A 26795-nucleotide genomic window follows, 5' to 3' on the forward strand; every position below is an offset into this window, starting at 1 on the left:
AGGGCGACGAAGCGGGTGCCGGGGCCGTCGCCGCGGGTGGACAGGTCCCTGGAGTGCAGCCGGCCGTCCTGGGGGTATCTCCTCGTGGGGGGGGGCGCCGCGGGCCCCCGGGGGCCCGGGGGCCCCGGCGGCGCGGACGGGGGCCTACAGCGCGTCGTGGAAGGTGCGGTTGACCACGTCGAGCTGCTGCTCGCGGGTCAGCCGGACGAAGTTGACCGCGTAGCCGCTGACCCGGATGGTCAGCTGCGGGTACTTCTCCGGGTGGGCCATGGCGTCCAGCAGGGTGTCCCGGTTCAGGACGTTGACGTTCATGTGGAAGCCGCCGACCGCCGTGTAGCCGTCCAGCACGCCGGCCAGGTTGGCGACCCGCTCAAGCGGCGTGCGGCCCAGCGCGTCCGGGGCGACGGTGTGGGTGAGCGAGATGCCGTCCTCGGCGTCCGCGTACGGGAGTTTGGCGACCGACAGGGCGCTGGCCACGTAGCCGTGGCGGTCGCGGCCGTTCATCGGATTGGCGCCGGGGGAGAACGGCTCGCCGGCCCGGCGGCCGTCCGGGGTGTTGCCGGTCTTCCTGCCGTACACCACGTTGGAGGTGATGGTGAGCACCGACTGGGTGTGCTCGGCGCCCCGGTAGGTGGGGTGCTTGCGCACCTTGCGCATGAACTCCTCGACCAGCCGCACCGCGATCGCGTCCGCGCGGTCGTCGTTGTTGCCGTACGCCGGGTACTCGCCCTCGATCCGGTAGTCGGTGACCAGCCCGGTCGCGTCGCGCACCGGGGTGACCTTCGCGTACTTGATCGCCGACAGCGAGTCCGCCGCCACCGCGAGGCCGGCGATGCCGCAGGCCATGGTGCGCCGCACGTCCCGGTCGTGCAGCGCCATCTCCAGGCGCTCGTAGGCGTACCTGTCGTGCATGTAGTGGATGACGTTGAGCGCGTGGACGTACGTCCCGGCCAGCCACTCCAACTGCTCGTCGAAGCGCGCCCACACCTCGTCGTGGTCGAGCACCTCCGAGGTGATCGCGCCGGTGGCGGGGCCGACCTGCTCGCCGGACTTCTCGTCCCGGCCGCCGTTGACGGCGTAGAGCAGCGTCTTGGCGAGGTTGACCCGCGCGCCGAAGAACTGCATCTGCCGGCCGACCGCCATCGCGGAGACGCAGCAGGCGATCGCCGTGTCGTCGCCGAAGCGCGGGCGCATCAGCTCGTCCGACTCGTACTGCACCGAGGACGTGTCGATCGACACCTGGGCGCAGAACTCCTTGAAGCCCCGGGGGAGTTGCGGCGACCAGAAGACGGTCAGGTTCGGCTCGGGGGCCGGGCCGAGGTTGTAGAGGGTCTGCAGGTAGCGGAAGGACGTCCGGGTGACCAGGGTGCGGCCGTCCTCGCCCATGCCGCCGATCGACTCGGTGACCCAGGTCGGGTCGCCGGAGAACAGCTCGTCGTACTCCGGGGTGCGCAGGAAGCGGACGATCCGCAGCTTGATGACGAAGTCGTCGATCAGCTCCTGGGCCCCCTCCTCGGTCAGCCGGCCCGCGGTGAGGTCGCGCTGCAGGTAGACGTCCAGGAAGGTGGAGGTGCGGCCGAGCGACATCGCCGCGCCGTTCTGCTCCTTCACCGCCGCCAGGTAGGCGAAGTACAGCCACTGGACCGCCTCCCTGGCGGTCGTGGCCGGACCGGAGACGTCGTGGCCGTAGGCCGAGGCCATCGCCTTCAGCTCGCCCAGCGCCCGGATCTGCTCCGCCAGCTCCTCGCGCCCGCGGATGGTCTCCTCCAGGCGCGCCGGGTCGGTGGGGGCGGCGTCCAGTTCCGCCTTCTCGGCGAGCTTCGCCGCGACCAGCCGGTCCACGCCGTAGAGGGCGACCCGGCGGTAGTCGCCGATGATCCGGCCGCGGCCGTAGGCGTCGGGCAGGCCGGTGATGACACCGGCCTTGCGGGCGGCCCTGATCTCGGGGGTGTAGGCGTCGAAGACCCCGGCGTTGTGGGTCTTGCGGTACTCGGTGAAGACCTTCTCCAGCCCCGGGTCGACCGGGTAGCCGTAGGTCCTCAGCGCGCCGGCGACCATCCGCCATCCGCCGTTGGGCATGATCGCGCGCTTGAGCGGGGCGTCGGTCTGCAGGCCGACGATCAGCTCCCGTTCCCGGTCGATCCAGCCGGGCGCGTGGGCGGTGATGGTGGAGGGGAGGTCGTGCGCGACGTCGTACACGCCCCTGGCGCGCTCCTCGGGGAAGCGCTCGGTGATCCGCCGCCAGACCGCGAGGGTCCGCCCGGTGGGGCCGGCCAGGAAGGCGGCGTCGCCCTCGTAGGGGGTGTAGTTGCGCTGGACGAAGTCGCGCACGTCGACGGTGTCCTGCCAGCGGCCGCCCTGGAAGCCGTCCCAGGCTCCGGCCGGGGCCTGGGCGGTCCGCGTCTGCTGCGAGGTGGTCATCTCGGTTGTCTCCCTTTCCCGAGGCCCTCAGGCCTGGTCGCCGTAGTAGGCCTGGCGCATCAGCCGCCGCAGGTCGGCGAGCAGCGGCAGCCGGGGGTTGGCGGGGGCGCACTGGTCCTCGTAGGCGTTCATCGCCTGCTGCGGCAGCGCCGCCAGGAACGCCTCCTCGTCGACCCCCGCGTCCTTGAAGCAGCGCGGGATGCCGACCCGGTCGCGCAGTTCCTCCACCGCCGCCGCGAGCGACTCGACGCCCTGCTCCGGGGTGGCGGCCGGCAGGCCGAGCGTCCGGGCGATCGCCTGGTAGCGCTCCGGCGCCGCGTAGCTGCCGTACTTGGGCCAGCCGGTGACCTTCGCCGGGGCGGAGCCGTTCCAGCGGATCACGTGCGGCAGCAGCAGGGCGTTGGTCCGCCCGTGGGCGATGTGGAAGGTGGCGCCCAGGGTGTGCGCCATGGCGTGCACGGCGCCCAGGAAGGCCGAGCCGAAGGCCATGCCGGCGATCGTCCCGGCGTTGTGCATCCGTTCCCGGGCCTGCGGGTCGTCCGGGCCGGCGGTCACCGCCCGCTCCAGGTTCTCGAAGACCAGCCGGACGCCCTGGAGCGCCAGGCCGTCGGTGAAGTCGTTGGCGTAGACCGAGACATAGGTCTCGATGCAGTGGGTGAGGGCGTCGAACCCGGTGTCGGCGGTCACGTCGGCCGGCAGCCGGGTGGTGAGCGCCGGGTCGACGATGGCCACGGTCGGAGTGAGCGCGTAGTCCGCCAGCGGGTACTTCTGGCCGGTCGCGGTGTCGGTGATCACCGCGAAGGGGGTCACCTCGCTGCCGGTGCCCGACGTGGTCGGGATGCACACCAACTTGGCCTTCTCGCCCAGGTCCGGGAAGGTGAAGGCGCGCTTGCGGATGTCGAAGAACTTCTCCTTGAGGTCCGCGAACTCCACCTCCGGGTGCTCGTACATCAGCCACATCACCTTGGCCGCGTCCATCGGCGAGCCGCCGCCCAGCGCGATGAGGGTGTCCGGCTCGAACTCCCGCATCAGCTCCGCGCCCCGGCGCACCGTGTCGATGCTCGGGTTGGGCTCGACGTAGTCGACGACCCGCACCTCCACCGGCTCCCGGCGCCGGTCCAGCACGCCCCGGATCCGCTCCAGGTGGCCGATCGCCACCATGGTGTGGTCGGTGACCACCACGATCCGCCGCGCGTTCGGCATGCTCGCCAGGTACTTGACGGAGTTGCGCTCGAAGAAGATCTTCGGCGGGACCTTGAACCACTGCATGTTGGTGTTGCGCCGCCCGATCCGCTTGATGTTCACCAGGTTCAGGGCCGAGACGTTGCCCGCCACCGAGTTGTGCCCGTAGCTGCCGCAACCCAGGGTCAGCGAGGGCGTGAACGCGTTGTAGACGTCGCCGATGCCGCCCTGCGAGCTGGGCGCGTTCCAGATGATCCGGCAGGCCTTGACGGCGTGCCCGAACTCCTCGGTGAACGCCGCGTCCTCGGTGTGCACCGCTGCCGAGTGCCCGAGGCCGTCGAACTCCACCATGGCGGCGGCCAGTTCGACGCCCTCCCGGCGGGAGCCCGCGGTCAGCACGGCGAGCACCGGGCAGAGCTTCTCCCGGGTGAGCGGCTCGGCCGGCCCGACCCGCTCGCAGTCGGCCAGGATCACCGAGGTGTCGGCCGGCACCTCGAAGCCGGCCGCCGCCGCGACCTCGGCGGCGGTGCGGCCCACCACCTCGGCGTTCAGCTTCGCGCCCGCGCACGAGACGCCGTCGCCCACGCCGAACAGGTGCCGCTCCAGCAGCGCCTTCTCCTCGGCGCTCGCGTGGTGCGCCTTCAGCGTGCGGAACTCCGCGAGCGCGGCGTCGCGGATCTCCGCGTCCAGGATCACCGCCTGCTCGGAGGCGCAGATCATGCCGTTGTCGAAGGTCTTCGACAGCACGATGTCGTTCACCGCCCGCCGCAGGTCCGCGCTGCGCTCGACGTACGCCGGCACGTTCCCGGCGCCGACGCCCAGCGCGGGCTTGCCGCAGCTGTACGCGGCCCGCACCATCCCGTTGCCGCCGGTGGCGAGGATCGTCGCCACGCCCGGGTGGCGCATCAGCGCGTCGGTGGCCGCCATCGACGGCTCCTCGATCCACTGGACGCAGTGCGCCGGCGCCCCGGCCGCCACCGCCGCGTCGCGCACGATCCGGGCCGCCTCGGCCGAACAGCGCTGCGCCGCCGGGTGGAAGGCGAAGACGATCGGGTTGCGGGTCTTCAGCGCGAGCAGCGCCTTGAAGATCGTGGTGGAGGTGGGGTTGGTGACCGGGGTGATGCCCGCGACCACGCCGACCGGCTCGGCGATCTCCACGATGCCGTCGATCTCGTCCCGGCGCACCACCCCGACGGTCTTCGTCCGGGCCATCACATGGGTGACGTTCTCGCAGGCGAAGACGTTCTTGACGGCCTTGTCCTCGAACAGGCCCCGCCCGGTCTCCTCCACCGCCAGCGCCGCGAGCCCGGTGTGCTCGGCGAGCGCCGCCAGCGACGCCTTCCTGACGATGTGGTCGACCTGCTCCTGGGTGAAGGAGCCGTACGCGTCGAGCGCGGTGAGGGCGGCGGCGACCAAGTGGTCGACGGCGTCGGACGGGGCGTCGGACGGGGCGGGAAGGGCGCCGGCGGGCGACGGCTTCTCGTCGTGCTTCGGGCTGGTCGACATGCGGGACTGCCTTTCGGGTCATCGTCCGACACCGGCGCCGTGGGCGCCTTCGATTCAAGGTTCCTTGCTCGGGGACCGGCGGGGCATCCGCCCATTGGGACCTTGTCCGGGGTCCGAAGGTCCCTGCCGCGGCGGGTGGTTGGTCCCGTCCGGGTGGTTCGGGCCGGGCGGGCTCAGCCGTGCGGGACGACCGCGACCGGGGCGTGCGCGTGGTGCAGTACCGACTGGACCACCGGCCCGAGGTGCGGGCCGGCCAGCGGGTGCCTGGCGGTCCGCCGGCCGAGCACCACCAGGCAGGCGCCGTGCGAGGCCTCCACCAGCGCCCGGCCCGCGCCCCAGGGGCACACCTCGGCCTCGGCCCGGACCTCGGGGTACTTCTCCCGCCAGCGTGCCAGCGCGTCCTCCAGGCGCAGCTGCTCGGCGGCGGCCATCGCCTCCCGGATCTCCGCCTGCTCGACCGGCGCCCGGGTGGCGTAGGCGTCGTGGGTGGTGGTCCGGCTCTCCACCGCCCGCAGGCCGGTGCCCCGGTCGGCGGCCTGCTGAAAGGCGAACTCCAGGACGGCGTCGCAGGGTTGGTCGCTCTCCACGCCCACCACGACGTCGCCCACCCGGGTGTCGCCGGGCATGCGGTCGGCCGGCCCGGCTGCGGCGCGGACCAGGACGACGGGGCACTGCGACCGGGCGGCGGTGCGCAGCCCGACCGAGCCGACCAGCAGCCCGGTGAAGCCGCCGAGGCCGCGCGAGCCGAGGACCAGCAGCTCGGCGCGCCCGCTCGCGGCGGCCAGAGTGTAGGCCGGGTGGCCGGGTTGGACCTCGCAGGTGACGTCCAGATCGGGCAGCGCGGCGGCGATCCCGTCGCAGAGGTCGGCCACCCGGCCGGGCAGCGCCGTCCCGCCGCCGAGGTCGCGCTCCAGCGCGTCCGCCTCCGTCCCGGCCACGTGGATCATCCGCAGGGCGAGCCCCCGGCGACGGGCCTCCTGGGCGGCCCACTCGGCCGCCGCCGCGCTGGGCGCCGAACCGTCGATCCCCACCGTCACGTTGTGCGCCATGTCAGCGACCTCCCGGTCCTCGGCGGTCCGCGACGCCGGTGCGCGCGGTCCCTTCCGGTGACCAGCGTCGCGCCGGCCGGGTGCCCGGTCCCAGGGTCCGAGCAGCCCCATCCGGGCGCCGAAGGTCCCGGATGGGGGCGTCCTTCCGGCCCGGGGCGGCCGATGCGGGTGCCGGTCCGGCGAGCGTCAACTCGCCGTGTGCCAATGAACCCTTTCGAGTGAACCTAAGCGTCAAGTCCGTTTCGTTTGACCGTGGTTGATCAGGATGCCGGGTGGCGCCCGCTCGGGCGACCTCCGTTACGGAGAGGACGACTCGTATGACCACTGCCAGTGGGGACCCGATCGCGTCGATCACCGACGCGACGCTCATCGACATCGCGACGAACGGCATCTGGGGCCCCGGCCTCACCCCCAGCGAGTCCGTCGCCGACCTGGCGCGGGCACTGCTGGCGGCCCTCCGGGGCGAGCCTGACGTCGAACTGCCCGCGGAGCTCGCCGAGTTGGTGGCCGAGGTCCGGCAGGCCAGCACGGTCGACGTCACCGCGGTCACCGGGTTCGGCGACGTCCGGCTGTCCGCGCTCACCATCAGGCTGAACGACGGCGCCCCGCACCCGGTCGTGATCGTGCCCGCCGGCTGGAACCCGTACGGGTGGCTGCCCTTCCTGTTCGCCTACCTCACCCTCGCCCGGCGCGGCTACCACGTGCTGGCCTACTCGCCGCGCGGCATCGGCAAGCCGGGGTGGGTGTCCACCTCCGAGGGCTTCATCGACGTCGCCGGTGAGAACGACTGGCGTGACGGCTCGGCCGTGATCGACTACGCGGAGGAGTACTTCAGCCCCTCCCGGATCGGCTTCCTCGGTCTCTCCTACGGCTCCGGGATCAGCCAGTTGGTGGCCGCGCACGACCCGCAGGACCGCGTCTCCGCCGTCGTCGCGGGCAGCACCTGGGGCAATCTCGCCACCAGCCTCTACGACAACGGCACCCGGCACCTGGAGGCGGTCCGGCTGCTGATCGACTTCACCGGCGGCCCGATGGAGGAGAAGTTCGACGAGGAGACCCAGGGCATCCTCAAGGACTTCCTGGCCGGCCGGAACATGGACGCCGTGGTCGAGTGGGGCACCAAGCGCTCCCCGCAGACCTACGTGGACCGCACCAACGCCCGGGGCATCCCGACCTTCATCTCCAACACCTGGCACGAGACCCTCTTCCCGGTCGGCCCGGTGATCGAGACCTTCCGGCGGCTGACCGTGCCGAAGCGGCTGAACCTGTGGATCGGTGACCACGGCGCGCCCGAGGGCCCCGGCCTGACCGGCATCGTGAGCGGTCTGCCGTTCCCGGGCCTGCGGGTGCCGATGCGGGAGGCCTACGAGTGGCTGGACCACCACCTGCTCGACGCCGACAACGGCGTGCCGGACTGGACGGAGGTGAACGCCCAGTCCATGTTCACCTACCAGACCCTCCCCATCCCCGGCGGCAGCAACCTGATCACCGTCCCGGCGCGCCGTGAACCGCTCGCGCGGTGGGACGACTTCACCACCGGCGGCGAGTCCTGGTACCTCACGGGCGGCAACGGCTCCGGGGACGGCACGCTGTCCGACAAGCCGGCCGTCGGCTGGTCGCGGGACTTCGAGGCGGGCACCCTGACGGAGGCCGTCGCCGGGGACGGCGTCATGAAGAACGGCCAGAAGGAGTGGTTCGGCAACCCCAGGCCCTACGACCCGGCGGCGTTCGACCGCTCGCGGCTGCTGGTCTGGACGACGGACCCGCTCTCCGGCTCGACGGGCGTGGCCCGCCGGATCCGGGGCGCCGCCACCCTCCGGCTCACCGTGCGCAGCAACGTCAACGCCGCCACCTTGGTGGCGTACCTGTTCGACATCGCGCCGGACGGCTCCGCGCGGATCATCACCCACGAGCCGTACACCGTCACCGACCTGACCCCGGACGTCAACAGGTCGGTGAGCTGGCGACTCCAGGCCACCTCCTACGACCTCAAGGCCGGCCACCGCCTGGCACTGGTGGTCAACAGCCGCGACCCGCTGTACTCGTACGCCAACATGGACCTCCCCGTCCTCACGACCACCACCATCGGCTCGCAGACGGGACAGGAGGCCGCCCTGGAGCTGCCGCTCGGCTGAGCCGGGGTGCCCGTCCTGGCCCATAGCGGCTGCTTATACCTCCATAGGTCATGATCCACTGCCGTGGCGCTCCGCTCCGCGGGCGACCTACGGTGGGGGCTGCTGCCGGCGACACCGACCTCGCCGGTCAGCGGCCCCCACCGTCCCGCCCGAAAGCAGAACCACCCCGTGATCAGCACCACCGGCCCCGCCGCCACCGCCGGCACACCCACCCGCGCCCAGGCGCAGCGCCGCGCCCTCACCGTGCTGGTCGCCGGCCAGATCCTCAGCGGGGCCGGCCTGGCCGCCGGCATCACCGTCGGAGCCCTGCTCGCCCAGGACATGCTCGGCTCCACCGGCCTCGCCGGGCTGCCCAGCGCGCTGTTCACCGCCGGATCGGCCCTCGCCGCCGTCGCGGTCGGCCGCATCTCCCAGGCCAGGGGCCGCCGGCCGGGCCTGGCCGCGGGCTATCTGGCCGGCGCGCTCGGCAGCGCCGGCGTCATCGCCGCCGCCGCCCTCGACAACCCCGTGCTGCTGTTCGTCGCCCTGTTCGTCTACGGCGCCGGCACGGCCACCAACCTCCAGGCCCGCTACGCCGGCGCGGACCTCGCCGCACCCGCCCACCGCGCCCGGGCCGTCTCCACCGTCCTGGTCGCCACCACCCTCGGCGGCGTCGTCGGCCCCAACCTCGCCGCCCCCACCGGCGACCTCGCCGAGCACCTCGGCCTCCCCGCGCTCGCCGGACCGTTCCTGCTCGCCGGCGCCGCCTACGCCCTGGCCGCCCTGGTCCTGGCCGGCTGGCTGCGCCCCGACCCGCTGCTGCTCGCCCGCGAGTTGCAGCGCTCGGAGCGGCAGGGCGCGGGGGACGCCGCGACGGCCGCCACCGGGCCGGACCGGGTGCGCCGTCCGACGCTGCTGCTGGGCGCGGTGACGATGATCCTGACCCAGCTCGTCATGGTCGCGATCATGACGATGACGCCCGTCCACATGCACGACCACGGCCACGGTACGGCCGCCTCCGGCCTCGTCATCGCCGTCCACGTCGGCGCGATGTACCTGCCCTCGCCGCTGACCGGCTGGCTCGTCGACCGGCACGGCCCCACCGCGGTCGCCGCCGGCTCCGGCCTCACCCTCCTCGCGGCCGGTCTGGTCGCCGCCGCGGCGCCCGCCGACTCCGTCGCCCTCCTCGCGCTCGCGCTCGCCCTGCTCGGCCTCGGCTGGAACCTCGGACTGGTCTCCGGCACCGCGATGATCACCGACGCCGCGCCCCTCGCCACCCGGGCGAGGACCCAGGGCACGGTCGACGTCGCCATCGCGATCGCCGGCGCGACCGGCGGACTCGCCTCCGGCGTCGTCGTCTCCGCCGCCGGCTACGCCGTCCTCTCCCTCGCCGGTGGCCTGCTCGCGCTGGCCGTCCTGCCCGCCATCGCCGCCACCGCCAGGCCCCGCTGACCGGCGGCCGCGCGGTGCCCGGCGGGTGGGCGTGCTGTTCCTTCGTCAACTCCGGACCGGAAACCGGGTGCGCGGGGCGGTTGCCTGTCCTGGTGGCCATGACGATCCCGCCTCCGGAACTCCCTCCGCGCCCCGACCCGTCCGGCGGGCTCCGCGCCTCCCACGGCGAACGGGAAGCCGCGGTGGATCGGCTGCGCGACGCGGCGGCCGAGGGGCGCATCGACCTCGAAGAGCTGGATGAGCGCCTGGAGCGGGCGCTGAGGGCCAGGACGCGCGCCGAGCCGGCCGTGCTGACCGCCGACCTGCCGGGGCCGGGCCTGCCGGCGAGCCTGCCGCCGCTGGTGCTCAAGGGCGGCGTGTTCGGTGTGTCCCGGGGCCCCGGGCGCTGGGAGGTTCCCGCGCGGGTGATCGCGCACGGCGGCATGGGGGGAGTGAAGATCGACTTCACCCGGGTCGAGTGCCACCGCCCTGAGGTCGTGGTGGAGGCCTACGGGGAGACCTCCGGTGTCACGATCGTCATCCCCGACGGCTGGGCGGCGGAGACCGGCGGCATGGACCCCGGCCTCGGCGGGCTGAAGGTCGGGACCACCCCCGACCGGCTCCCGGGAACCCCGTTGATCCGGCTCACCGGCTCCGGCGGCGTGGGCGGAGTGGTGATCCGCCACCCCGGCCGCTGGGAACGGCGCAAGCTGGACGGAAACCCGCTGCGGGGCTGACCACAACCGTCATGTCCGCCCGCAGGATCGGGCCGCAACCGGGTAGGCGCCGATCCGACGGGAGGTGAGCGGCGGTGAACGGTGACGATGCGGTACTGGGCGGTGTGCTGGCCCGGCTGCTCGCCCATTCGCGGGCGCACGGGCCGGCGGAGCTGCCCGGGCTGGTGCGGGAGGCGGCCCGCGGGCTGGGCGCGGACGGGGCGGGGATCCTCCTCGCCGATGTCCAGCAGCGCCACCTCGTGCCGCTGCCCGGGCCCGGGGACGGCGAGCCCGTGGGCGAGACCGACATCGAAGGGACGCTCGGCGGCCGCGCCTACCGCTTGCGGCGGACCCAGCTCTCCAGCGGGGCGCCTCCGGTCGGCTGGTACCCGCTGGTCGACGGGGTCGAGCGGATCGGCGTCCTGCGGATCGACGGCGGAGGCCGGGACGAGGGCGCGATCGCCCGCTTCGAGGCGCTCGCCTCGCTCGTCGCCCTGCTGGCGGCGTCGAAGAGCGCGTACAGCGACCTCATCGTCGAGGTCGGGCGCAGGCGCCGGATGAGCCTCCAGGCCGAACTGCTCTGGGCGTTCCTGCCGCCCCGCACCATCGGCACCCGCGACGTCACCTCCAGCGCCGTCCTGGAGCCGGCCTACGACGTGGGCGGGGACGCCTTCGACCACTCGGTGGCGCGCGGGCACCTGCATGTGTCGGTGTTCGACGCGATGGGCCACGACCTCGCCTCCGGCGGCGCCAGCTCGGTCGCGCTGGCCGCCTGCCGCTCCACCCGGCGGGCCGGCGGCGGCCTGGCCGACATCGTCCACGCGATCGACCGCACGCTCGCCCGGTGGATCCCGGACCGGCTGCTGACGGCTGTGGTCGCCGACCTCGACACGGCCACCGGCGAGCTGTCCTGGGTCAACTGCGGCCACCCGCCGCCACTGCTGGTCCGGGGCCGCCGCATCGTCCCGGACGCCCTGCTGCGCCCCGCCGAGCTGCCGCTCGGGCTCGGTTTCCACGAGCGCGGGCCGCAGCCCGTGCACCACGCCAGGCTCCAGCCCGGCGACCGGGTCCTGGTCCACACCGACGGGGTCACCGAGGCCCGCTCGGTCTCCGGTGAGCTCTTCGGGGAACGCCGCCTCGCCGACACCCTGGTCCAGCACATGGCCGGCGGCGAGCCCGCCCCCGAGGCGCTGCGCCAGCTGATCCACGCCCTGGTCACGCACCAGGACCACCGGCTGCGGGACGACGCCACGATCCTGCTGGCGGAGTGGCACCCGCACCGGCCCGGCCGGCCCGCCGACCGCTCCGGGCCCTGGTCCTCGTAGTCCGGCCACCGGCGTTCGAGCCGCCTGTGGAACGTCCGGACGGCGGGGTCAAGGCGTGCCGCCCGGCCAGCGGGGGTGGCGTACCGGCCATCCCCGCCCGCCTGCTTGTGCGCGTACATGCCAAATGTAAGGCTGTGCGTGTTCATACGGCTGCCACGCTGACTGGACTCCCCTCGTCGCGCCGAGGGTGCCGACCGCCGTTCCGACGCTTCCCCGGGCCATCGCCGCCCGGGCGGTCGGACGGGTGCGAGCGGGCACCGGTGCCACCGGAAACCGTCCGAGTAGAGATGAGGAAGACGCATGCGCAAAATCGCGATGGCCCTGACGGCCCTGTCGCTCGTGGGGGCGGGGCTCGCCGCGGCCCCCGGCGCCTCGGCGGCGACGGCCTGCCCGAGCGGAGCGGTCTGTATCCGCGAGACGAACGGCGACATCCTGAACAAGAACATCTTCTACAGCTACGGCGCCCACAACCTCGACAACGTCACCGGTTTCCGCGTGGTCGTCAACAACCAGACCGGCGGTGCGGGCTTCCGGGAGTGCACGGGGTACAACGGCACCAACTGTTCGCCCGTGTACCGCGCCACGGGCGAGTACGAGCCGATCGACTACACGCCGATCAACTCCCTCGTCCTCGTGGCGTAGCCCTCGGAGCAGCCCGCGGCCAGAGCATGCGCGGCATCCCGGCGAGGCGCAGGGCCGAACGGCCCAGGCGCCTCGCCGACCGTGCCGGGAGCGGGGATCCTGCGAGCATGAACCGCACCCCCGACCTGGACACCGTCCGGCGGGCGGACGCCGCCGAGGTGGCCCGCCGGATCGCCGAGCACCGTGACCAGCTCGGTCTGGACGACCGGGCCCTGGCCCATCAGGCGGCCATGTCGCCCGCCTACTTCCGGCACCTGCTGGAGGCGGGCCCGGCCTTCGACCCGGCCGGCTTCGTCCGGATCGCGGCCGCGCTGCAGATGACCTGGGCGGAACTCCTGGAGGGCCGCACGGACGCCCCGCCGGGGCAGAGGCAGCCCCCGCCGGGAACCCCGCGCCCCCTGCTGGTTCCGCTCTCCGAGCCGGAGTGCTGGCTCCTGATGGGCACCCACGGGGTCGGCCGGGTGGGCCTGCCCGGCACGCCGGCGCCCACCGTCTACCCGGTGAACTACGCGGTCGACGGCCGGACGATCGTTTACCACACCTCGCCCCGCAGCGCCGCCGCGGCGGCGGACGGCTCGCCCGTCTCCTTCCAGGCCGACCACATCGACGACCGGCTGAGCGAGGGCTGGAGCGTGCTGATGCTGGGCTCGGCGCACCACGTCGACGACGCCGAGCAGGAGCGGCGGCTGGCCGGGCTTCCCGGCGCGACGCCGTGGGTGGGCGGCGACCGTCCGCTGTGGGTGCGGATCACCCCGGACGAGGTGACCGGCCGCCGCCTCGGCGCCGGCTGAGCCCGCCGGGGCGCGGGTCAGACGCCGATCGCCTGGAGGATCGGGCGGCCCAGGGTGCCGAGCCAGCCGGCCAGCGCCGAAAGTGGTCCGATCAGCGCGGTGCCGGCCGTCACCAGGGCGCCGGCCGAGCTGAGCATCCGGGTGACCCGGGTGAGACGGCCCGCCACCGCCTCGCGGTCCGGCTCGGGCCGGGCGACCTCCGTCTCCACCGCGTCGAGCTCCGAGCGGACCTCGGGGGTCACGGCCGGTGGCAGCGGGGCCTGCTCGACGGCCGTGCGGAGGTCGCCGACCAGGTCCCGCACATCCCGTCCGTCCGCCGTGAGATGGCCGGTCTGGCCGCCGTGGACGGTCTGGTTCCCGGCGACGTTGTTGACGACGCCGCCCTGCTGACTGCCGATGTTGAAGACCATGACGGTCCCTTCGCCGGGGACCCGGGCCGCCTCAGCCGGACGGCGACGGGCCCGGGTTGAGCCGGTTCTCCTCGTCCCTCTCGTACCGGCGCTGGCGGACCACGCTGCGGATCAGCATCGCTCCGCCGATCAGCAGCAGCGCCGCGCCGGTCACCCCGAGCACGATGCTGGCGTTGTGCGCGATGCCCTGGATCCGTTCGCCGAGCACCTCCGGGTAGGAGCCCTCCCAGCCGAGGAAGGCACTGCCGAGCAGGGCGAGCACGAGACCGGTGACCAGCAGGTGCCGGGCCGTGGTCCGGGCGGCGGCGATCTTGCGGAAGAACGTCTCGCGGCGGGCCAGCTGGATGTGGTCGTTCTGGAAGAAGTTGTTGACCTGGTCCCGGCCGATGTTGTTGAGGTTCTCCTTGGCCGCCTGGTTGCCGACGTCGAAGTGCGGCGACGCGTTGTACTGGTTCCCGGCGACGTTGCTGAGGTTCCCGGCCGCCCCCTGCCGTCCGACGTCGAACCGGCGGTCGTCCCCGTGCCGCGGCGCGCCCGGCGGCGGTGCGTCCGGCCGGGGCGGCGCGGCCGGGGGTTCCGGCGCGCGGTGCGCGGAAGGCCCGGCGAACGGCCTCGACGGGGCGGGGCCGGGCCAGACCGGCTCGGGAGGCGTCTCCGGCGGACGGGCCGGCTCCTGCGGGGCCTGCTCCTGCCGGGCCTGCTCCTGCGGGGCCGTCTCGGCCAGCGCCGCCACCGGCTCGGGCTCCGGCACGCCCTCACCGCCGTGCCGGGGGGCGGGCGGCCGCTCGCCCGTGACGACCGTGGGCGGCTCCGTCCCCTCGTCGGAGGCGTCCGAGTCGGAGTCGTCCGCGCCGGCGATCTCGGTCACCGCCTCCGCCGGCTCCTCGTAGTGCGCCTCCAGCGGGCCGAAGCTCAGGACGTCCCCGTCGCGGAGGATCCGCTGGCCGTGCACCCGGTGGCCGTTCAGCCGGGTGCCGTTGGTGGAGCTCAGGTCCTCGACGGTGGTGTGCCCGCCCGCCCACCAGACCACGGCGTGGCGGCGGCTGAGCAGCGGGTGCACCAGCTGGAGCCGACAGGTGGAGTCCCGGCCGACCAGGAGCGGTTTGTCGTCGAGTCGGAACACCTGGCCGCGGACCCGGTCCGGGCCGTCGACGACCAGCCGGGGTAAGGCCTGATCCTGTGAGGGCGGGCTCATGGCGCGACCTCCTACCGGGGTGCGACCGGCTGGAACCGGTGGGCCGCCGGGGGCGGTGAAACGCTTCGCCGCCCGCCGGCTCGAATGCGTTCACTTCCAGTAAAGGCCACTTCGGGCCCGGAGCACAGCCCTGTCCGGCCCTTTTCCGGCCGCCCGGCGGGCGGGAGGCGGGCTCCCGTCGGCAGCTGACGGCCCGGAGGCCGCCGGACGGCGGCGGGGGTCGCGGACACAGCGATACGATGACCGTACCGTGCGTGACGAACGGGAGGCTCCCATGAGTGTGACGAACCGGTACCGGGACGCCTGGGAGGGCTTCTGGCGCGACGCGCCAGAGGGGGAGGGTGCGGTGATCTGGGACGCGGCACCGGCCCTCACCGCCGAACGCCACCTCGCGCTGTTCGCCCCGCACCTGGCCGACCCGGAGCTGCCGGTGGTCGACCTCGGCTGCGGCAACGGCACCCAGACCCGCTTCCTGGCCGGCCGCTTCGCCCGCGTCCTCGGCGCCGACCTCTCCGCCGCCGCCGTCGAGCTCGCCCGGCGCTCCGACCCGGCGGAGCGGGCCGCCTACCTGCGGCTGGACGCCACCGACCCGGTGGCCGTCCGGGCGCTGCACGACCGCCTCGGTGACGCCAATGTCTACCTGCGCGGCGTGATCCACCAGAGCGAGCCGGCCGACCGCCGCCCGGTCGCCGAGGCCGTCGCCACCCTGCTCGGCGAGCGCGGCCGGGCCTTCCTGGTCGAACTCTCCGAAGCGGCCAAGGGCGTCCTCGGCGCGCTCGCCGGCGGCCCGGCCGGCCCGCCCCCGAAGCTGCGCCCGGTGTTCGCCCACGGCCTGGCGCCCGCCGAGGTCGCCGACGCGGCCTTCGGGGAGGTGCTGCGCGCGGCCGGTCTCACCGTCCTCGAATCCGGTGAACTCCCGCTGGCCACCACGGAGTTCACCCCTGACGGCGAGCGGATCGAGCTGCCGGCGCACTGGGTGGCGGTGGCCCCGGACGGGGCCCGGCGGCCCTGAGCCGCCCCCTCGGCCGGCGCCCCGGGAACGGTGGCCGGTGAACCGCGCGGCGGCCGCAGCGCGTCGTTCCTGATATGACCGTTCTTCTGCCCGCCCCACCGTTCCGTGCCCCCGCGCCGCCCGTCCGCGTCGCGATACCCGTCGCCCCCGCCCGGAGGGCCGGGTGAGGGCCCCGGGCGCCCTCGGCGTCCTCTCCGGGCGCAAGGGGTACGCGGCGGTCGCGCTGGCGGTGGTGGCCGCCGTGGCGGCGGGGCTGATGTGGTGGAAGCCGTGGGCCGGCGACGCGGGGCCGAAGCCGTTGGCGTTCACCACGGCCGCCGGCGGCACCGAGCGGTTCGGGACCGGCGAGAAGCTGTACCGGTACAAGGTGCGGGCGGAGGACGGGCTGAAGATCGGCCCGGACCAGTTCGCCGCCGAGGTCGACAAGGTCCTCGGGGACGTGCGGCGCGGCTGGGCGGCCGGCGGCGCGGTGTCGTTCCAGCGGGTGGCCGCCGACCCGGTGGACTTCACCGTCTACCTCGCCACGCCGCAGTCCACCGACCGGATCTGCGGCCAGTACGGGCTGGACACCGGCGGCTGGGTGAACTGCGCGGCCAACCGCCAGGTCGTCATCAACCTCAAGCGCTGGACGGAGCTGTCGGAGTTCTACACCGGCAAGCCCGAGGAGTACCACGCCCTCGCGGTCAACCACGAGGTCGGGCACATCCTCGGGCAGGGCCACGTCGACTGCCCCGCTCCCGGGGCGCCCGCGCCGGTGATGATGCAGCAGATCAAGGGGCTGCACGGCTGCGTGCCGAACGGCCGGCCGTACGGCGAGGACGGCGCCCAGCTCACCGGACCGACGCTCCCGGTGACCGCGCCCTCGCCGTGACGGCCCGCCGCTCCGCGGCCCGGCCGCGCTACACGCCGGCCCGGTCGGCGGCCGGGGCCGCGCGCTCCGGGAGTTCCGCGTCCAGCGCGCGCAGGATGTCCTCGACGCTCTGCTTGGCGTCGCCGAACAGCATGGCGCTGTTCTCCCGGAAGAACAGCGGGTTCTGCACCCCCGCGTAGCCGGAGGCCATCGACCGCTTGAACACGATCACCTGCTCCGCCTCCCAGACCCGCAGCACCGGCATGCCCGCGATCGGGCTGGCCGGGTCGTCCATCGCGGCCGGGTTGACGGTGTCGTTGGCGCCGATGACCAGGACGACGCCGGTGGCGGCGAAGTCGTCGTTGATCTCGTCCATCTCCAGGACGATGTCATAGGGCACCTTCGCCTCGGCGAGCAGCACGTTCATGTGGCCGGGCAGCCGCCCGGCGACCGGGTGCACGCCGAAGCGCACCCGCACGCCGCGCTCGCGCAGCCGCCGGGTGAGCTCCGCGACCGGGTGCTGCGCCTGAGCCACCGCCATGCCGTAGCCGGGCGTGATGACGACCGACTCGGCCTGCGCCAGCTGACGGGCCGCCTCCTCGGCACGGACCTCCCGGTGTTCGCCCTGCTCCTCGCCGCCGCCCGACGAGGTCTCGATGCCGAAACCGCCGGCGATGACGGACAGGAAGGAACGGTTCATCGCCCGGCACATGATGTACGACAGGTACGCACCCGAGGAGCCGACCAGGGCGCCGGTGACGATGAGCAGGTTGTTGTCGAGCAGGAACCCGGCGGCCGCCGCGGCCCAGCCGGAGTAGCTGTTGAGCATGGAGACGACCACGGGCATGTCGCCGCCGCCGATCGAGGCGACCAGGTGCCAGCCCAGCGCGAGGGCGAGCACGGTGACCGCGATCATCAGGCCGAGGCCGGGGCTGGCCGTGAACCAGACCGTCAGCGCCACGAACGCGCCCAGTGCGCCGATGTTCAGCGCGTTCTTGCCGGGCAGCACCAGCGGGCGCGAGGCGATCCGCGCGGACAGCTTGAGGAAGGCGACGATCGAGCCGGTGAAGGTGACGGCGCCGATGAAGATGCCGATGAACACCTCGGCGTGGTGGATGCCCAGCAGGTCGGCGGGGACGGCGCTCCGGGCGTCGCCGTGCGCCTCGACCTCCAGGTAGCTGTTCCAGCCGACCAGCACCGCGGCCAGGCCGACGAAGCTGTGCAGGACGGCGATCAGCTCCGGCATCTGCGTCATCTCGACCTGCCGCGCCCGCCACAGGCCGATCGCGCCGCCCAGCGCCATCGCGAGCACGATCAGGGCGACGGCGCCGGCGGTGATGCTCTGCGCCGCCACCACGATGGTGGCGACCAGCGCGAGCGCCATGCCGGCGATGCCGTAGACGACGCCGGCGCGCGAGGTGCGGTGCTGGGAGAGTCCGGCCAGGCTGAGGATGAACAGCAGGGCGGCGACCAGGTCCGCGGCGTGGGCTGCCGTTGTGGCGGTCATCGGCCTCAGCGCCTTTCGGGGGACGTCGAGAACATGCTCAGCATGCGGCGGGTGACGGCGAAGCCGCCGAAGATGTTGACGCTGGTCAGCAGCAGCGCCACGAAGGCCAGCACGGTGACCAGGGCGCGCTCGTGCCCGATCTGGAGCAGCGCGCCGATCACCACGATCCCGGAGATCGCGTTGGTGACCGACATCAGCGGGGTGTGCAGGGCGTGGTGGACCTTGCCGATCACGTAGTAGCCGATCACCACGGCGAGCGCGAACACCGTGAAGTTCTGTGCGAGTTGGGCCGGGGCGTAGGCGACCAGCAGGAACATCGCCAGCATCCCGGCGCCGATCAGGCCGAACCGGGCCGCCGGGGTGAGCCGGGGCCGCCCGGGCTCGGCGGGGGGCGCGGTGGGGGCCGCCGCCGCCGCGGGGGCGGGCGCGGCCGAGACGGCCACGGGCGGCGGCGGCCAGGTGACCTGGCCCGCGCGGGCCACCGTCACCGCCCGCTGCACCACGTCCTCGAAGTCCAGGACCAGCCGGCCGTCCTTGTCCGGCGTCAGCAGTTTCAGCAGGTTCACCAGGTTGGTGCCGAACAGCTGCGAGGCCTGGGCCGGCAGCCGGGAGGCGAGGTCGGTGTAGCCGATGATGGTGACGCCGTTGCCGGTGACCACCGTCCGGCCGGCGACCGTGCCCTCGACGTTGCCGCCCTGCGCGGCGGCCATGTCGACGACGACGCTGCCCGGTTTCATCGCCGCCACGTCCGCCGCCGTGAGCAGGCGCGGGGCCGGGCGGCCGGGGATCAGCGCGGTGGTGACCACGATGTCCACGTCCTGCGCCTGCGCGTGGTACAGCTCGGCCGCCGCGCGGTCGTAGTCGGCCGAGGTCGCCTTGGCGTAGCCGTCGGTGCTCGCCTCCTGGGCGACGTCCACCGCCAGGTACTCGCCGCCCAGCGACCTGACCTGGTCGGCGACCTCGGGGCGCGGGTCGGTCGCCCGGACGACGGCCCCCAGGCTGGAGGCGGCGCCGATCGCGGCGAGCCCGGCCACGCCGGCCCCGGCCACCAGGACCTTCGCCGGGGGGACCTTGCCGGCGGCCGTCACCTGGCCGGTGAAGAACCGCCCGAACACATGGGCCGCCTCGATCACCGCCCGGTACCCGGCGATGTTCGCCATCGAGCTGAGCACGTCCATCGACTGGGCCCGGGAGATCCGCGGCACCGCGTCCAGCGCGAGCGCGGTGACCGGGCGCGCGGCCAGCGCCGCCAGCAGTTCGGGCCGCTGCGCCGGGGCGAGCAGGCCGATCAGGGTCGTGCCGTCGCGCAGCCGGGCCAGCTCGGCGGTCGAGGGGGCGTTGACCTTGAGGACGACGTCGGCCGCCCAGGCGTCGCCGGTCTCCGCGCCGGCCTCGGCATAGGCCCGGTCGGTGAACCCGGAGGCCTCGCCGGCCCCGGACTCGACGACGACCCGGTAGCCGAGGGCCAGGATGCCCCGCACCGTCGACGGTGTCGCGGCGACCCGGGTCTCCCCGGCGGCCGACTCGGCGACCACGCCGACGCGCTGCGGTGGATGGTGCGTGGAGCCCTGTGCAGTCATCACTCGTGCCTCTCTCATCGGAGAAACCGTTTGACGGCGGGATCCGCCTTCCCTGGGAGTCTCGCTCCCTTGGAGGCAGGAACCTACCCGCCACGGCCCCGCGTGGCGACAGGCACGACCGGTGAGCCGCCTCACCGGTTCGTGTCCGGCCGGGCTCAGAATCCCCGGGCGGCGGCCCCGTCGCGCAGCAGGGCGAAGGCCGTGACGGTCTCGTCGGCGGCGATCCTGCCGACCTCCTCGGCGTCCTGCCCGGCGGCGAGCCGGGTCCAGACGGCGCGGGCGAGCACCTGGCGGACGGCCACGTACTGGGCGGCGAGCAGCCGGGCGGCCATGCCGCCGTCCGGGTCCAGGGCCTCGGTGAGCGCGCGGGTGTCGGCGTCGAGGTAGTCCACCAGGTGGGCGGAGAGGCCGGGGGTCTCGTAGACCAGCCGGAGGAAGGCGATCGCCTGGGGGTGGGCGGTCATCCCGGTGCTGGGGTCGCGGTCCGCCAGCCCCTGGAGGCGGTGGCGTTCCAGCGCGTCCAGCGGCGTGACGCCGGCGGGGCGCTCCCGCACCACCCGTCCGGCCTCGCCGAGGTGGTCGGCGAAGCGGTGCAGGACCAGCTCCTCCTTGCTGGCGAAGTAGCGGAACAGGGTGGGCTTGGAGACCTCGGCGGCGGCGGCGATCTCGGCCACCGAGACCTGGTCGAAGCCGCGGGCGAGGAAGAGCGAGATGGCGGTGTTCGCGATGGCCTGGCGGGTGCGCTGCTTCTTGAGGCTCCGCAGGCCGGGATCGGTGTCGTTCTCGTCGGGGTTCATGGCACAAGCATAACTCGGGAATGTTTGTTACTCGGTTGCTTTCATTACCGAGTTGCTGTTCCATGGGGCGGAGAGACGACGACCGGAAGAGGTGGGGAACGTGACGACCGTGGTGATCGCGGGGGCGGGGCCGACCGGACTGACCCTGGCGTGCGGGCTGGCCCGGCAGGGCGTGGCGGTCCGGGTGATCGACCGGGCGGCGCGCTTCCCCACCGGCTCGCGCGGCAAGACGCTCAATCCGCGCAGCCTGGAGATCCTCGCCGACCTGGGGCTGGGCGATCGGCTGGCGGCCGCGGGCCGTACCCGTCTGCCGTTCCGCAAGTACTTCGAGGGCCGGTTCGTCAACGAGACCGAGCCGTTCGCCGACGCCGTTCCCACCGCCGCCACCCCGTACGCGGCGAGCCTGTGGCTGCCGCAGACCCGGGTCGAGCGGCTGCTGCGCGAGCGGCTCGCCGGCCACGGGGTGCGGGTCGAGGCCGCCACCGAACTGGTGGACCTGCGGCAGGACGGTGCCGGGGTGGAGGTCCGGCTCGCGGACGGCGGGCGGATCGCCGCCGAGTACCTGGTCGCCTGCGACGGCGGGCGCTCCACGGTGCGCGGGCTGCTGGGCATCCCGTTCATCGGCGTCGGCGACCCGGAGCCGGCGATGGTCTGCGGCGACGTGGAGGTCGAGGGGCTGGACCCGGGCGCCTGGCACCAGTGGTTCGGGCCGAAGGGCGCGTTCATGCTCTGCCCGTTCACCGGCACCCGCCGCTGGCAGCTCCAGTCGAGCCCGGAGACGGACGCCGACGGCAGGCCGGTCGCCCCGTCGCTGGAGGGCTTCCGGCGGCTGGCCGCCCTGCACACCGGGCGCGCGGACCTGCGGCTGCGCAACGCCACCTGGCTGTCCACCTGGCGGGTCAACGTCCGGATGGCCGAGCGCTACCGCGAGGGGCGGGTGTTCCTGGCCGGCGACTGTGCGCACGTCCACCCGACGGCGGGCGGGCTCGGCATGAACACCGGCATCCAGGACGCCTGGAACCTCGCCTGGAAGCTCGGCCACGTGCTGCGCGGCCTCGCCGGACCGGGCCTGCTGGACACCTACCAGGAGGAGCGGCGGCCGATCGGCGCCTGGACGCTGGACGTCACCGGCGCCGGCATGGCGGCCGTCGCCGAGGAGAGCGCCACCCCCGGCGTCGGCGTCGAGGCCGGCGGGGTGGGCGTCCTCACCGGCCTCGCGCTGGGCTACCGGTGGAGCAGCCTGGCCGCCGACCGCCTCGCCGGCCCCGTCCGGGCGGGGGACCGGGCGCCGGACGGCCACTGCCCGGGGCCCGACGGCGCGCCGGCCCGGCTGTTCGACCACTTCGCCGGGGACCACTTCACGCTGCTCGGCCTCGGGCCGGGCACCCGTCCGTACCTGACCGGACTGCCCGGCCACGTCCGTCCGGTGCCGCTGGACGACCCCGACGGCGCGCTCCGCCGGGCGTACGGGATCACCGGCGACGCCCTGGTCCTGGTCCGGCCCGACCATCACATCGCCCTCGTCGCCCGGCCGGACGACCGCGCCGCGGTGCCCGGTTACCTGGCGGCGCTCGGGGCGTAGGGCCTGTCGCGGCCGGGCGTCAGGGGCGGGGCCGGACGGCCATGCCGGGCCGGCGCCGGTGGACCGTCAGATAGACGACGCCCTCCGGACCCGCCGCGACGGCGCGCGCGGCGCCGTGCGGCACGGTGCGCAGCACGCCCGGCTCCAGCACGTGGGCGACGCCGCCGCAGCGCAGGGTGCCCCGGCCGGCGATCCCCAGCAGCAGGACGTCCAGGTCCGGTTCGACGTGCTCGGCGACGGACGCCCCGGGGCGCAGCCGCACGACGTTGGCGTCCAGCTGGCGCTGCGCCCCGGTCAGCCGCCACAGCGCCCCGCCCTGGTCGGCGCCCGCCTCCCGGAGCAGTTCGTCCAGGACCACGCCCTCGCCGAGGGCCTCCGCATCCGTCATGCCGGACATCATCCCATCCGTGCCGGGGCGTTCTCCGGTCCACCGGCGGTCCGGCGCCGCGGACCCGGCAAAGATCCGCAAGACACGCCCTAACGCCCGGCGGCCTCCGCTCCGTTCAGGGTGACGGGCAGGCCGGCCTCGATGCGCTCCAGCAGTCGGCCGCCGTGCACGCCGGGGGCGTCGAAGTGGCGCAGCTCGTCGTGGTCGTCCTCGCCCTCGGCGCGCAGCACCTCGGGCACCAGCACGCTCTCGGGGGCGACCGGCGGCGCCTGCGGGTCGGGCGCCAGGTACGGGGGCGCGATCACCGGCCCGTGCAGGGTGCCGCCGATGAGGTCCGGCTCGAACTCGGAGGACAGGACGGTGACCCGGGCGTGCAGGTCGCCGTTGATCATCACCAGCTTCTCGGTCATGTGGCCGATGAAGGCCTCCACCCGGACGTCCCCGCGGACCAGGAGCTTGGCGTCGCCCTCCAGGTGGACGGCGGCGGCCCGGAGGTTGCCGAGGACGATCAGCGCGGGGCAGCCGTCGTCGATGTTGAGGATCGCGCCGCCCACGGTGAGGTCGCCGTCGACGATGTAGCCGGTGCCCTCCAGGTCGGCGGCGTCGAGGTCGAGGAGCCCCTCGACGGAGAGGTCGCCGGCGTGGACGTCGTACTCCTCCTCGTAGAGGTTCTCGTAGGAGTCCTCGGGCAGCCCGCGACGCTCGAAGAGGGCGACGGACTCGTCCCAACTGTGCAGTGTGGTCGTGATGTTCATGGGCGGAACTGTGCCACGGGGCACTGTCAGCCGCCCCCGCCGGGCCGCCCGGCGGGGGCGGGGCGGCTCAGCCCTGCGGCTGGTTGATGTTGACCAGCCAGGTGATGCCGAAGCGGTCCGTGCACATGCCGAAGACATCACCCCACATCTGGCGCTCCAGTGGGACCAGGACGGTGCCGTCGGCGGACAGTTGCTCCCAGTAGCCGCGCAGTTCGGCCTCGTCGTCGCCGCTGACGGATACCGAGATGTTGTTGCCGGGCGTGTACGGCATGCCGGGCGGGGTGTCGGCGGCCATCAGCGTGAAGCCCGCGGAGGTCGTCAGCATGCCGTGCATGATCCGGTCGGCGCCCGGGCCGTCCCCGCCGCCGAACTCGCCGTAGGTGTTGAGCTTCAACTCGCCGCCGAAGACGTCCCGGTAGAACTCCAGGGCCGGCCGGGCGTCGCCGGTGTAGTTGATGTAGGGATTGAGGATGGAGGGCATGATCGGTCCCTTTCCTGGGGGAATGTCCGCTTCGTAGCGTAGGGAATGACGCGCCGAAGGGCGGGCCGACGCCCCGGCGCGGAGCCGCGGGACCCGCCGTCCTGCCCGGACCGCGCCCCACCTTGCCCGGAAGGCCCTTCCGCTCCCCGGGCGCTTCTGGCAGCATCGTCCGCTATTCGATGACCACGGGTCGCTGATCGGTGCGCCGGGCGCGCGGGGGAGGAGCGGGATGCTGGACCACGGCGGGCCCGGCCGGCGCGCCGACGCCCACCGGCCGGCGGCCTGGGTGCGGACGCGGCTGCGCTCGGCCCGGGCGGCGGCCCTGCTGACGGCCGTGCTCGCACTGGTGACCGTCTTCGCCGCGGCTGCCCTGCCCCGGGCCGCCGACCGGGGCGCCGACGACGCGCTCGGCAGGTTCGTCCTCGACCGCGGCGTCAAGGCCACCAGCCTCCACCTCACCGCCCGCCCGCTGCCCGGCACCCGGGCCGCCGACCTCGACGCCCAGCGCGAACGGCTGGTGCACCGGATCGGCGCGGACCTCCCGCTCACCCGGGACGGCGAGCACCACGGCACCCGCGCCCTGGCCGACCGGCCGATGCCCGGCGACGGGTACGACCGGCCCGGCGGGATCGCCCCGCAGCTGCACCTGCTCCACCTGGAGGACCTCGCCGAGCACGCGACGCTGACCGAGGGCGGCTGGCCGGGACCGGCGCAGCCGGGGGAGCCGCTGCCGATCGCCGTCAGCGGGCGGGCCGCCGAGAGCATCCGGCTGCGGGTCGGCGACGTCATCGACAGCGGGCCCGTCGAGGACGGCCCCGCCCGGGGCGCCCCGGCCCGGGTCCGGATCGTCGGGGTCTACCAGGCCGACGACCCCCGCGAGCGCTTCTGGCAGGACCTGCCCTGCCCCGAACGCGCCTGCCTGAAGACCCTCGACGGCGGCGGCGTCCGCTGGGAGACCGCCGGCGTCGTCGGCGGCGAGGCCCTCCCCGCGCTGCTCGCCTGGGGCGGGGGCGGCGAGGACTTCTGGCGCCTGCCCCTCGACCCGCACGCCCTGCGCGCCGACCGGCTCGCCGACCTGCGCGCCGGCGTCGGCGCCTACCTGGCCGGACCCGGCGCCATCGAGGCCGCCACGGCGGCCGGCCGCCCCGACCTGAGCCTCAGCAGCCTGCTGCCGGAGGTGCTCGCCGACGCCACCACCCGCCACCAAGCCACCGCCCCGCTCGCGGCCATCGGCCCGGCCGGGGTGGCCGGCGTCGCCACCGTGGTGCTCTGCCTGGCCGCCGCCCTCGCCGCCGACCGGCGAGCCGCCGAACTCCGGCTGCTCCAGGCCCGCGGCGGCTCACGCACCGGCATCCTGCTGCGGCTGCTCGGCGAGAACGCCGTCACCGTGCTGCCGGCCGCCGTCGCCGGCGCCGCGCTCGCCCTGCTCCTGCTGCCCGCCCCGCGCTGGACGGCGGCCGTCCTCGCCGCCGGGGCCACCACGCTGCTCGCGCTACTGGCCCTGCCGGTGCGCGCCGCCGCGCTGCTCGCCCGCCCCGGGCCCGCCGACGGCCGGGGGACCCACGCCCGACGCCGGCTCGTCGGCGAACTCCTCGTCCTCGCCGTCACCGCCGCGGCCGTGGCCGAGGTCCGCCGCCGGGGCGCCGCTCCACCCGGCACCGGACCGGACCCGCTGCTGGTCGCCGCACCGCCGCTGGTCGCGCTCACCGGCGGCCTGCTGCTGGCCCGCGTCCAGCCGTGGCTGGTCGGCCGGCTCGCCGCCGCCGCCCGGCGCGGCCGCGGCCTGATCGCCTTCCTCGGCCTCGCCAGGACCGCCCGCGACACCGCCGGCCGCCGCCGGCCCGCCGTGCTGCCGATCCTCGCCCTGCTGCTCGCCGTCACCACCGCCGGCTTCGGGGCCACCGTGCTCGACACCGTCGACGGCGCCCGGCTGCGCGCCGCCCGCACGGCGGTCGGCGGCGACGCCGCGGTCCTCGTCCCGCCCGACGCGCCGCTGCCCGAACCGTTCCTCACGGCCGCCGCCGCGCTGCCCGGTGTCCGCGCCGCCAGCCCCGTCCGGATCGAACGGCAGACCTACGTCCTCGGCGCCGGCCGGCTCGCCGTCCAGACCACCGCCGTGGTGGTCGAACCCCGGGCCTACGCCGAGATCGCCCGCACCGTCGGCGCCGGCCCCTTCGACCCCGCCCTCCTCGCCGCGCCGCCCGGCGGCCCCGACGCCCCGGTGCCCGCCCTGGTCAGCCCCGGCCTCGCCGAGCGCCTCCCGGCCGGACCGCAGCGGCTGCGCACCCCCGGCGGCGAACTGCTCGCCACCGTCACCGGCAGCGTCGCCGCCACCCCCGCGCTGCCCGAGGCGATCCGCGAGTTCATCGTGCTGCCGGTCGGCCCGGCCACCGCGCGCCTGCCGGAACTCGCCCGCGCCGACAACTGGTTCGCCGTCGGTGACGTCGACGGCGACCGACTGCGCACGCTCTTCACCCACAGCGGCCTGGCCGACGCGACCGGCCTCGCCGAACTCCTGCGCGAGGAGGCCAGGGAGGTCAGCCGGGAACCGGACGGCATCCCCGACGGCTACCGGGTGCGCACCAGCCACGAGGTGGACGCCGAACTGGCCGCCGACCCCCTCCAGCACTCCACCGTGCGGCTGTTCCGCGCCGCGGCCGCCGCCGGCACCGGATTCGCCCTGCTCGCCGTCCTGCTGACCGTCCTGCGGGCCTCGCCCGACCGCGCGGCGCTGCTCGCCCGGCTGCGCACCATGGGCCTGCGCCCCCGCCAGGGCCTGACCCTGATCATCGCGGAGACCCTCCCGCAGACCCTGGCCGCGGTGGCCGGCGGCGCCGTGGTCGCGACGGCGGCGGTGGCCCTGCTCGGACCGGCGTTCGACCTCTCGCTCCTGGTCGGCGCCACGGTGGACGACGCCCTGGCCCCGCTGGCGGCGCCGGTGCTGCGGCCCGCCGCCGTCCTGGCGCTGCTGGTCTGCGCCGCCGTGGTGCTGGAGGCGCTGGTGTCCGGCCGGCGCCAGATCGCCGCCGAACTCCGCGCGGGCGAGCAGCGTTGAGCGGGC

Annotated in this window: 21 protein-coding genes; 10 read left to right on the plus strand and 11 right to left on the minus strand. The window is 74.7% G+C overall.

The genetic code is table 11. From position 1 onward, the window contains the following. Positions 1-144: 144 nt before the first annotated feature. The 3 genes from pflB to ACFZBX_RS29845 form a co-directional block, all read right to left on the minus strand. A complete protein-coding gene (gene pflB, locus ACFZBX_RS29835) occupies positions 145-2421 on the minus strand; it encodes a formate C-acetyltransferase (RefSeq protein ID WP_391536928.1) in 2277 nt (758 codons plus the stop codon). A 27-nt stretch (positions 2422-2448) separates the two neighbouring features. After that, positions 2449-5109: a bifunctional acetaldehyde-CoA/alcohol dehydrogenase gene (gene adhE / locus ACFZBX_RS29840; protein WP_391536929.1), complete on the minus strand. Its 2661-nt coding sequence runs from the start codon at positions 5107-5109 to the stop codon at positions 2449-2451. A 173-nt stretch (positions 5110-5282) separates the two neighbouring features. After that, positions 5283-6158, minus strand: a complete 876-nt coding sequence (locus ACFZBX_RS29845) for a universal stress protein (protein WP_391536930.1) — start codon at positions 6156-6158, stop codon at positions 5283-5285. Between the two features lie 317 nt (positions 6159-6475). On the opposite strand from ACFZBX_RS29845, the gene ACFZBX_RS29850 reads away from it, so the two are divergent. From ACFZBX_RS29850 to ACFZBX_RS29875, 6 genes are all read left to right on the plus strand, one after another. Continuing rightward, positions 6476-8293 carry a CocE/NonD family hydrolase gene (locus tag ACFZBX_RS29850; protein ID WP_391536931.1) on the plus strand — a complete coding sequence of 606 codons (1818 nt, stop codon included), beginning with the start codon at positions 6476-6478 and terminating at the stop codon, positions 8291-8293. 171 nt (positions 8294-8464) lie between these two features. Then, positions 8465-9724: an MFS transporter gene (locus tag ACFZBX_RS29855; protein WP_391537015.1), complete on the plus strand. Its 1260-nt coding sequence runs from the start codon at positions 8465-8467 to the stop codon at positions 9722-9724. Between the two features lie 98 nt (positions 9725-9822). After that, positions 9823-10440, plus strand: a complete 618-nt coding sequence (locus ACFZBX_RS29860; RefSeq protein WP_391536932.1) for a DUF1707 domain-containing protein — start codon at positions 9823-9825, stop codon at positions 10438-10440. 74 nt (positions 10441-10514) lie between these two features. Then, entirely contained in the window at positions 10515-11744 is a 1230-nt protein-coding gene (locus ACFZBX_RS29865) for a PP2C family protein-serine/threonine phosphatase (protein ID WP_391536933.1), read from the plus strand. Between the two features lie 300 nt (positions 11745-12044). Further along, positions 12045-12386: a hypothetical protein gene (locus ACFZBX_RS29870; protein WP_391536934.1), complete on the plus strand. Its 342-nt coding sequence runs from the start codon at positions 12045-12047 to the stop codon at positions 12384-12386. Positions 12387-12493: 107 nt separating this feature from the next. Further along, positions 12494-13177, plus strand: coding sequence for a pyridoxamine 5'-phosphate oxidase family protein (locus tag ACFZBX_RS29875; RefSeq protein ID WP_391536935.1), 684 nt, complete (start codon positions 12494-12496; stop codon positions 13175-13177). A 17-nt stretch (positions 13178-13194) separates the two neighbouring features. On the opposite strand, the gene ACFZBX_RS29880 is transcribed toward ACFZBX_RS29875, so the two are convergent. Both ACFZBX_RS29880 and ACFZBX_RS29885 read right to left on the minus strand, forming a co-directional pair. Beyond that, entirely contained in the window at positions 13195-13587 is a 393-nt protein-coding gene (locus tag ACFZBX_RS29880) for a hypothetical protein (RefSeq protein ID WP_391536936.1), read from the minus strand. 31 nt (positions 13588-13618) lie between these two features. After that, positions 13619-14782, minus strand: a complete 1164-nt coding sequence (locus ACFZBX_RS29885; RefSeq protein WP_391536937.1) for an FHA domain-containing protein — start codon at positions 14780-14782, stop codon at positions 13619-13621. Between the two features lie 274 nt (positions 14783-15056). Here ACFZBX_RS29885 and ACFZBX_RS29890 point away from each other — a divergent pair, with 274 nt between their 5' ends. Continuing rightward, entirely contained in the window at positions 15057-15794 is a 738-nt protein-coding gene (locus ACFZBX_RS29890) for a class I SAM-dependent methyltransferase (RefSeq protein WP_391536938.1), read from the plus strand. Between the two features lie 163 nt (positions 15795-15957). Continuing rightward, positions 15958-16665: a DUF3152 domain-containing protein gene (locus tag ACFZBX_RS29895; protein ID WP_391536939.1), complete on the plus strand. Its 708-nt coding sequence runs from the start codon at positions 15958-15960 to the stop codon at positions 16663-16665. 28 nt (positions 16666-16693) lie between these two features. On the opposite strand, the gene pntB is transcribed toward ACFZBX_RS29895, so the two are convergent. The 3 genes from pntB to ACFZBX_RS29910 form a co-directional block, all read right to left on the minus strand. Beyond that, entirely contained in the window at positions 16694-18151 is a 1458-nt protein-coding gene (gene pntB, locus ACFZBX_RS29900) for a Re/Si-specific NAD(P)(+) transhydrogenase subunit beta (RefSeq protein WP_391536940.1), read from the minus strand. A 5-nt stretch (positions 18152-18156) separates the two neighbouring features. Next, positions 18157-19731 (minus strand): Re/Si-specific NAD(P)(+) transhydrogenase subunit alpha, encoded by a 1575-nt coding sequence (locus tag ACFZBX_RS29905; RefSeq protein WP_391537016.1) that lies wholly within the window; start codon positions 19729-19731, stop codon positions 18157-18159. A 155-nt stretch (positions 19732-19886) separates the two neighbouring features. Further along, positions 19887-20528 carry a TetR family transcriptional regulator gene (locus ACFZBX_RS29910; protein ID WP_391536941.1) on the minus strand — a complete coding sequence of 214 codons (642 nt, stop codon included), beginning with the start codon at positions 20526-20528 and terminating at the stop codon, positions 19887-19889. Positions 20529-20628: 100 nt separating this feature from the next. Here ACFZBX_RS29910 and ACFZBX_RS29915 point away from each other — a divergent pair, with 100 nt between their 5' ends. Next, complete coding sequence (locus tag ACFZBX_RS29915) at positions 20629-22110, plus strand: FAD-dependent monooxygenase (protein ID WP_391536942.1); 1482 nt, start codon at positions 20629-20631, stop codon at positions 22108-22110. 19 nt (positions 22111-22129) lie between these two features. On the opposite strand, the gene ACFZBX_RS29920 is transcribed toward ACFZBX_RS29915, so the two are convergent. From ACFZBX_RS29920 to ACFZBX_RS29930, 3 genes are all read right to left on the minus strand, one after another. After that, entirely contained in the window at positions 22130-22498 is a 369-nt protein-coding gene (locus ACFZBX_RS29920; protein WP_391536943.1) for a cupin domain-containing protein, read from the minus strand. An 89-nt stretch (positions 22499-22587) separates the two neighbouring features. Beyond that, the gene (locus tag ACFZBX_RS29925; protein ID WP_391536944.1) at positions 22588-23253 is read right to left on the minus strand and encodes a hypothetical protein; all 666 of its coding nucleotides are present in this window, start codon (positions 23251-23253) and stop codon (positions 22588-22590) included. Positions 23254-23320: 67 nt separating this feature from the next. Further along, the gene (locus ACFZBX_RS29930) at positions 23321-23734 is read right to left on the minus strand and encodes a VOC family protein (RefSeq protein ID WP_391536945.1); all 414 of its coding nucleotides are present in this window, start codon (positions 23732-23734) and stop codon (positions 23321-23323) included. Between the two features lie 229 nt (positions 23735-23963). Here ACFZBX_RS29930 and ACFZBX_RS29935 point away from each other — a divergent pair, with 229 nt between their 5' ends. Beyond that, complete coding sequence (locus ACFZBX_RS29935; RefSeq protein ID WP_391536946.1) at positions 23964-26789, plus strand: hypothetical protein; 2826 nt, start codon at positions 23964-23966, stop codon at positions 26787-26789. Positions 26790-26795: the final 6 nt, after the last annotated feature.

The sequence above is a fragment of the Kitasatospora sp. NPDC008115 genome (genome assembly GCF_042957205.1).
In the GTDB taxonomy this organism is placed as follows: domain Bacteria; phylum Actinomycetota; class Actinomycetes; order Streptomycetales; family Streptomycetaceae; genus Kitasatospora.